The organism is Cronobacter dublinensis subsp. dublinensis LMG 23823 (genome assembly GCF_001277235.1).
In the GTDB taxonomy this organism is placed as follows: Bacteria; Pseudomonadota; Gammaproteobacteria; order Enterobacterales; family Enterobacteriaceae; genus Cronobacter; species Cronobacter dublinensis.
This window is the reverse complement of sequence record NZ_CP012266.1, coordinates 4,423,403-4,431,067: the sequence shown is the minus strand read 5'-3', so window position 1 is coordinate 4,431,067 and position 7,665 is coordinate 4,423,403. Positions and strand designations below refer to the sequence as shown.

Below are 7,665 nucleotides of genomic sequence, written 5' to 3'. Positions count from 1 at the left end.
GTTGTGCGAAAGAGGGTTAGCTAGCCCGGGGCGTGGATTCTACTCAACTTTAGCCTGGTGAGAAAGCGCCGGGATCGTTGGTATTAAAAAGAAGATCTTTTATCTAAAGGATCTGTTTTATTATGATCTCTTATTAGGATCGACATCCCTTGTGGATAACCCGGATCGCCCATTTGGGATCAAAAGGTTATCCGGGATCGCTTGCTGTGAATGATCGGTGATCCCATACAGTATAAGCTGGGGTCAGAAATGAGGGTTATACACAACTCAAAAAGCGAACAACACTTATACCTTGGATAACTACGGGTTGATCCAAGCTTTTAAGCACTTTTATCCACAGCTGAATGGCGATCTTTTCGCCGATCAGAGCAAATTTTTCCAGGATCCGAGCCACACTTCCGCCGGATCCTCCGGAATATCATGATCGAGAATGTTGATCTTAAGCGGTTCGCCGACGCGTTTAGCGCCACATTCCGTGAGCAGCGCGTCGAGTTTTTCAATCGCGCCACAAAAAGTGTCGTACTCACGGCTGCCGATACCGATAGCGCCGTAGCGAACGTCACTGAGATCGGGACGTTGTTCCGCCAGCGCGTCATATAAAGGTTGCAGGTTGTCCGGCAGATCGCCCGCGCCATGCGTGGAACTCACCAGCAGCCAGATGCCGGCAGGCTTAAGATCCTCAAGAAGCGGGCCATGCAGCGTTTCGGTGCTAAAACCGGCGTCTTCCAGCTTTTCAGCCAGGTGTTCCGCCACATATTCCGCGCCGCCAAGAGTGCTGCCACTGATCAGGGTAATGTCTGTCATGGATGTCCGCCTTGAGTAAACGACGCGTATTGTACGCTGTGAAGGGGCTGGGATCTACCTGTGGATAATATGGGTATTAAAAATAGCCGTCACGGGCGGATGGTACGCATGATCGGGTTCTGCAGCGAGATCAACGTCTCGGTGGACTGAATTTCATCAATTGTTTGGATCTTGTTGATAAGCACCTGTTGCAGCGCGTCTATCGATCGACACATGACCTTAATAAAGATGCTGTAGTGGCCGGTGGTGTAATAGGCTTCGGTCACTTCATCGAGGCTTTCCAGTTTTTCCAGGGCGGCCGGGTAATCCTTCGCGCTCTTGAGAATAATGCCGATAAAGCAGCAGACATCGTAGCCAAGCTGTTTAGGGCTGATATCAATACGCGCGCCGGTAATGATCCCCGCCTGTTTCATTTTCTCCACGCGCACGTGGATGGTGCCGGGGCTGACGCCAAACTGTTTGGCCAGCTCCGCATAAGCGGTGCGCGCATTGGCCATCAGCGCCTCAAGAATGCCGCGATCCAGATTATCGATTTGATAATTTTCCATAGGTTTTCCTTATGATTATTCCATCATCGTCATTTTTAACCCGCCTCTGTTATCGAATTAAAACACGACTGGCCTTTTTTGTTGGTGATTATTGAATATACCCGCTTTTTTATTGCTTAATCAAAAACAACAGAGGTACAGGAGCCCCGATAATGAAAACCGCCTACATCACTCGCCAGCGTCAGATTAGCTTTGTGAAAGCCCACTTTTCCCGCCAGCTTGAGGAGAAACTCGGCCTGCTTGAAGTCCAGGCGCCGATCCTGAGCCGCGTCGGCGACGGGACGCAGGATAACCTTTCCGGCTGTGAGAAAGCGGTACAGGTCAATGTCAAAACGCTGCCGCAGGCGCAGTTTGAAGTGGTGCATTCACTGGCGAAATGGAAGCGTAAAACGCTCGGCCAGCATGACTTCAGCGCGGGCGAAGGGCTCTACACCCATATGAAAGCGCTGCGCCCCGATGAAGACCGGCTCTCGCCGGTGCACTCGGTGTATGTGGATCAGTGGGACTGGGAGCGTGTAATGGGCGACGGCGAGCGCCATCTCGGCACGCTGAAGCAGACAGTGGAGAGCATCTGGTCGGCGATTAAAGCGACCGAGCTTGCAGCGGCGGAGCGCTTCGGCCTGACGCCGTTCCTGCCGCAGACGATTCACTTCGTTCACAGCGAAACCCTGCAGCGCCGTTTCCCTGCGCTTGACGCGAAAGGCCGCGAGCGCGCGATTGCAAAAGAGCTGGGCGCGGTATTCCTGATTGGCATTGGCGGAAAGCTTGGCGACGGTAAACGTCATGACGTGCGCGCGCCGGATTATGATGACTGGACCACGCCAACCGAAGACGGCTTCGCCGGGCTCAACGGCGACATTCTGGTCTGGAACCCGCTGCTGGAAGACGCGTTTGAGATCTCGTCAATGGGGATCCGCGTGGACGCCGACGCGCTTAAACGTCAGCTGACGCTTACGGGCGATCAGGATCGTCTGGCGCTGGAGTGGCACCAGGCGTTGCTGAAGGGGGAGATGCCGCAGACGATCGGCGGCGGCATCGGCCAGTCGCGCCTCACTATGCTGCTGCTGCAACTGCCGCATATCGGTCAGGTGCAGTGTGGCGTCTGGCCGGAACAGGTTCAGACCGCCGTTGCTGAATTGTTGTAAGTCAGCGCCGTAACCGGCGCACCAGGCGGCTGCGCATCCCGGTATCAAAGCGCCAGATATGATCGAAAATGCGCATGATGCCGGGTTTGCCATGAGCAGACATCGCCACCGCGTGAAAGCGGTGCTGGTGAACGCGCTGTAGCGCCTTGACCTGGTTTACCACGTCATCCGGCAGCCGCTGGGCGATAAAATCGGAAACCACCACCGCATCGGCGTCAAACCACTCGCCGCCCTGAAGTTTTTCGGCGATGGCGCGAAAACAGCTCGCCAGATCGGTGCCGCCGCGAAAGCGTTGGCTCAGAAAGCGGATCGCCTGATCGATACCGTCACGACCGCAAAGCTCATAGCGCACCACTTCGCTTGAAAACAGCATAATGAAACAGCGCCGGTTATCGGCAAGCGCGATGCGCATCAGCGCCAGGCAGAACGCTTTGGCGCACTGCTCATTAAAGCCGCCCATTGAGCCGGAGGTATCGACACAGACGATAAATGGCCCGCGCGGCTGCTCGTCGTGATCCTGTCGCGTCACTGGCCGCTGCATCACCTTTTCGCGCCAGGCATCGCCCTGCAGCCGGTAGGTCAGCAGCTGCTTTTCCACCAGCCGCCGGTAAAATTCATACTCCAGCTCGGTAATGCCGAGCGTCGCGAGCTCCGGCGGCAGCAGGCGCAGAATGTCGTCGCTGCGCTGTAAGCCGTCGACCTGTTCAGGCACCGAGGCGGGCTCGCGTACCATGGTGCGAAACGTTTCCAGCGGCGCTTCTTTCTTCGGTACCGATTTTGCTTCGCGGGAACGCCCCAGCTGTTCGGCGAGCTGCAACAGCTCCGGCTGGTCGGCAAGAAAATCGCCATATTTCACGATAAGCTGATAGTCGCCGCGCCGCAGTTTGCCGTCGCTCATATCCCATAGCCGCCCGGCGGCGTCTTCATTTTCCACCAGCGCCTGCTCCAGCTGGCCGCTTAGTGTCATGCGCTCCTGCACCTCGCTCAGCAGTTGCTCACGCTCCTCTTCCAGCAGTTGCTGATTAAACGAGGTGGCCTGCACGACGAGGCTCAGCCGCCAGCGCTGCAAAAACAGCGTATGCAGGGCGGGCGTGAAGTGAGGGTTATCGGCGATAAGGCGGGCGGCCTGATCGGCGAAAGGCGAGCCGACCCGGCGCAGCAGAGCGCTGATTTGCGGCAGCTGAACGATGAACTGGCTGGTGGAGAGGAGCTGGCTTTTCTGATAGCCGATCACCTCTTCCTCCAGCTCCGGCGGCACACGCGTCTCTTTCAGACGGGTTTTGAGCTGTTCACGCCAGCGGGGGATATCCTGCGTCAGCGCGTGTTTGAGTCGGGGAAACTTTTCGAAAAATACCGCCAGTTGCGGCGAGGCAAGCAGCGCAATAACTATCTCTTCAATTAGCTCACCTTCACTGATAGCCAGAATGAGATTCAGTGAATCCGCTGTCAGCATTGGCGCGCCTGTTTAATCTGCTCGCCCACGTCCTGGAGGCTGGCTTCGATGCGTCCTAACCAGTCGCTTTCAACAAACAGACATTTTTGCTGCTCGCTAAAGCGCGTGTGTTGCAGATGCCACTCGTTATCCAGCTCTTCCAGCTGCTGTTTGATTTCATCCGGCAGGCCGCTCGTCGATGCCGCGCCCGGCAGCGCCAGTCGCGTGCCCTGCAGACTGACGTCGCGCAGCACCAGATGCTGGCTGGCGTCCACTTCAAGATTCAGCGACTGGGCGAAGCCGATGCCATTTAACTTGCCGCGGATCTCGCCGCCTTTTTGCAGCCACATCTCCAGCGCCTCTCTCGCGAATGCCACATGGATAACGTCGATATCATGCAGTTTAAGCGGCTTTTGCAGCAGCAGCGTCAGGGTCGGCTCAGTGAGGTTTGCGGGCAGCTGATATTGCGGACGGCGGCTGAACATGCCGCTCTGCTTTTCAAGGCGCAGCGCCGTTTTATCGCTGTGCTGCTGCTCTAACTGCATCCGGCGCTGGGTGATGGCGCCGAGGCGGCTGAGCATGGCGTACTGGCCCCAGGCGTGGGAGGTCATCAGCAGTTCGATTTGCTGCTGCATCAGCGACATCGCGCTGGCGTCGTGCCACAGGCAATCTTTCAGCAGGATCAAATCGATGGGCGCCACAGCGTCGCGCCCGCTGAAAAAGGCGCTGGCCTGTAACAGGCGGATGGCTTTCTTCCAGCGACGGTCGGAGACATACGGCGCGTTCGCCTGCGCGTCGAGCTGCTGGCGCAGCGTGAAGATAAGTTCGAACACCGGGTCCGGCAGCTTGACGTTGCCGATGCCGGTCTGCCACTGGTGATACTCGTCATCGCTGACCTGAAGCCCCGGCGGCACCGGGTTTTCATTTTCATCCTGCTGGCTGACCAGCATGGCGCGAAAGCTGTTTTTCTCCTGCACGCGATCAAGCCACAGGCGAATCAGCATGCGGTCGTAGAGCGCCTCAAGGCTGCTGTCCGCTTCCGGCAGTTCGTTGGAGGCGGTCACCAGCAGGCGCATCGGGATTTTTTCTTCATGCGCGCCGTTGCGAAAGCGGCGTTCGTTAATGGCGGTCAGCAGGGTATTCAGGATAGCCGGGCCCGCTTTCCAGATTTCATCCAGAAACACGATTTCCGCCTCCGGCAGATAGCCCGCGGTCAGGCGCTCATAGCGGCCTTCATCTTTTAAAGCCTGAATGGATAGAGGCCCGAAAACTTCTTCTGGCGTGGAAAAGCGCGTCATCAGATATTCAAAAGCGCGGGCGTGCTGGAACGCGAATTTCAGCCGCCGGGCTATCAGGCTTTTGGCAATGCCGGGAGGACCGAGCAAAAAGACGCTTTCGCCGCTCAGCGCCGCCAGCAGACACATCCGGATAGCGTGACTGCGTTCAAACAGCCCTTTTTCCAGCGCTGCGCTGAGCCGTGAAATTCTTTCCGCCAACAAATTGGGTTGAGCCATAATAGTTACTCTGCATTCTGACTACGCCGCCTGGTTTCTGGTGCGAGTATAGACGTTTCATATTCATGCTGATAATGGATTGATGCCATTATCTATTTGGCTTGATTTGGGTAAAGACTCGGTGATTGAGGGGTACGATTTTTTAACGAATCGTGCATACTGTGCGCTTTTTGTGGGCCAAGGGACTAAGCGCACACGGAATTTCAACGAAGACTAGTCTATGAGCACTGAGAATAAGCAATCGTTGCCTGCGATTACGCTGGCGGCTATCGGGGTGGTGTATGGCGATATCGGCACCAGCCCGCTTTATACGTTACGAGAATGTCTGTCCGGCCAGTTTGGTTTTGGCGTGGAGCGGGACGCGGTTTTTGGCTTTCTTTCATTAATTTTCTGGCTGTTGGTTTTTGTTGTCTCCTTTAAATACCTGACGTTCGTGATGCGGGCGGATAACGCCGGCGAAGGCGGTATTCTGACGCTGATGTCGCTTGCCGGGCGTAATACCTCGGCGCGCATGACGTCGGTGCTGGTGATCCTCGGGCTTATCGGCGGCAGCTTCTTTTATGGCGAGGTGGTGATTACGCCTGCTATCTCGGTGATGTCGGCCATCGAAGGCCTGGAAATCGCTGCGCCTTCGCTCGACCCGTATATCGTTCCGCTCTCCATTATCGTGCTGACGCTGCTGTTTATGATTCAAAAACACGGCACCGGCATGGTGGGGAAACTCTTCGCGCCGATTATGCTCGCCTGGTTTTTGATCCTGGCGGTGCTGGGCGCGCGCGGCATTATGGGCAACCCGGAAGTGCTGCAGGCGCTGAACCCGGCCTGGGCGGTGCATTTCTTCCTCGAATATAAAGCCGTTTCGTTCGCGGCGCTCGGGGCGGTGGTGCTGTCGATTACCGGCGTGGAAGCGCTGTACGCCGATATGGGGCACTTCGGCAAACTGCCTATCCGCGTGGCGTGGTTCTCGGTGGTGCTGCCGTCGCTGGTGCTGAATTATTTCGGGCAGGGCGCGCTGCTGCTGAAAACGCCGGAGGCTATCAAGAACCCGTTCTTCCTGCTGGCGCCGGACTGGGCGCTTATCCCGATGCTTATCCTTGCGACGCTCGCGACGGTTATCGCCTCGCAGGCGGTGATTTCCGGCGTCTTTTCCCTGACCCGCCAGGCGGTGCGTCTGGGGTATCTGTCGCCGATGCGCATCATCCACACCTCGGAAATGGAGTCAGGCCAGATCTATATCCCGGTGGTGAACTGGATGCTCTATTTCGCCGTGGTGATTGTTATCGTCAGCTTCGAGCACTCCAGCAACCTTGCGGCGGCTTACGGTATCGCGGTGACCGGCACGATGGTACTGACCTCGATTCTCTTCAGCACGGCCGCGCGCAAAAACTGGCACTGGAACCGTATCCTGGTAGGCCTGATGGTCGTGGCGTTTTTATGCGTCGATGTGCCGCTTTTCTCAGCGAACCTGGAGAAACTCTTCTCCGGCGGCTGGCTGCCGTTAAGCCTGGGTCTGGTGATGTTTATCATTATGACGACCTGGAAAAGCGAGCGTTTCCGTCTGCTGCGCCGAATGCACGAGCACGGCAATTCGCTTGATGCGATGATCACCTCACTTGAGAAATCGCCGCCGGTGCGCGTGCCGGGCACTGCGGTGTATATGTCCCGCGCGCTGAACGTTATCCCGTTCGCGCTGCTGCATAACCTCAAGCACAACAAAGTGCTGCACGAGCGCGTGATCCTGCTGACGCTGCGCACCGAAGACGCGCCTTACGTCCATAACGTCAAACGTGTGACGCTCGAACAGCTGTCGCCGACGTTCTGGCGCGTGGTGGCGAGCTACGGCTGGCGCGAAACGCCGAATGTGGAAGAGGTTTTTCACCGCTGCGGGCTCGAAGGCTTAAGCTGCCGGATGATGGAAACCTCCTTCTTTATGTCGCATGAGTCGCTGATTATCGGCGATAATCGGCCCTGGTATTTGCGTCTGCGCGGCAAGCTGTTCCTGCTGCTACAGCGCAATGCGCTCCGGGCGCCGGACCAGTTTGAAATCCCCCCGAACCGCGTTATCGAACTGGGGACGCAGGTAGAGATTTAATCCTTAAGCGAAACGCCTTCCGGCCACCGGGAGGCGTTTTTTGTTGGGGAACACGCGCGCTTTTTTACCTTAAGCGAAACGTTTCGATGGCGATCACAGTTTCGCCACGTGATGTTTGTTTATTGTTCTT

6 protein-coding genes are annotated in these 7,665 nt (G+C 56.8%); 2 read left to right on the top strand and 4 right to left on the bottom strand.

The genetic code is table 11. From position 1 onward, the window contains the following. Positions 1 to 363: 363 nt before the first annotated feature. Both mioC and asnC read right to left on the bottom strand, forming a co-directional pair. A complete protein-coding gene (gene mioC, locus AFK67_RS20545) occupies positions 364 to 804 on the bottom strand; it encodes an FMN-binding protein MioC (protein WP_007730927.1) in 441 nt (146 codons plus the stop codon). Between the two features lie 89 nt (positions 805 to 893). Further along, positions 894 to 1,352, bottom strand: a complete 459-nt coding sequence (gene asnC, locus AFK67_RS20540; protein ID WP_004386178.1) for a transcriptional regulator AsnC — start codon at positions 1,350 to 1,352, stop codon at positions 894 to 896. Positions 1,353 to 1,504: 152 nt separating this feature from the next. Here asnC and asnA point away from each other — a divergent pair, with 152 nt between their 5' ends. Beyond that, positions 1,505 to 2,497, top strand: coding sequence for an aspartate--ammonia ligase (gene asnA / locus AFK67_RS20535; protein ID WP_007730924.1), 993 nt, complete (start codon positions 1,505 to 1,507; stop codon positions 2,495 to 2,497). 1 nt (position 2,498) lies between these two features. On the opposite strand, the gene viaA is transcribed toward asnA, so the two are convergent. Both viaA and ravA read right to left on the bottom strand, forming a co-directional pair. Next, positions 2,499 to 3,950: an ATPase RavA stimulator ViaA gene (gene viaA, locus AFK67_RS20530; protein WP_007730923.1), complete on the bottom strand. Its 1,452-nt coding sequence runs from the start codon at positions 3,948 to 3,950 to the stop codon at positions 2,499 to 2,501. Next, entirely contained in the window at positions 3,944 to 5,443 is a 1,500-nt protein-coding gene (ravA, locus tag AFK67_RS20525) for an ATPase RavA (protein ID WP_032967611.1), read from the bottom strand. Before ravA ends, viaA begins: the two co-directional genes overlap by 7 nt. Before the next feature lie 220 nt (positions 5,444 to 5,663). On the opposite strand from ravA, the gene kup reads away from it, so the two are divergent. Further along, the gene (gene kup / locus AFK67_RS20520) at positions 5,664 to 7,535 is read left to right on the top strand and encodes a low affinity potassium transporter Kup (RefSeq protein WP_007730917.1); all 1,872 of its coding nucleotides are present in this window, start codon (positions 5,664 to 5,666) and stop codon (positions 7,533 to 7,535) included. The last annotated feature ends 130 nt before the right edge of the window (positions 7,536 to 7,665 follow it).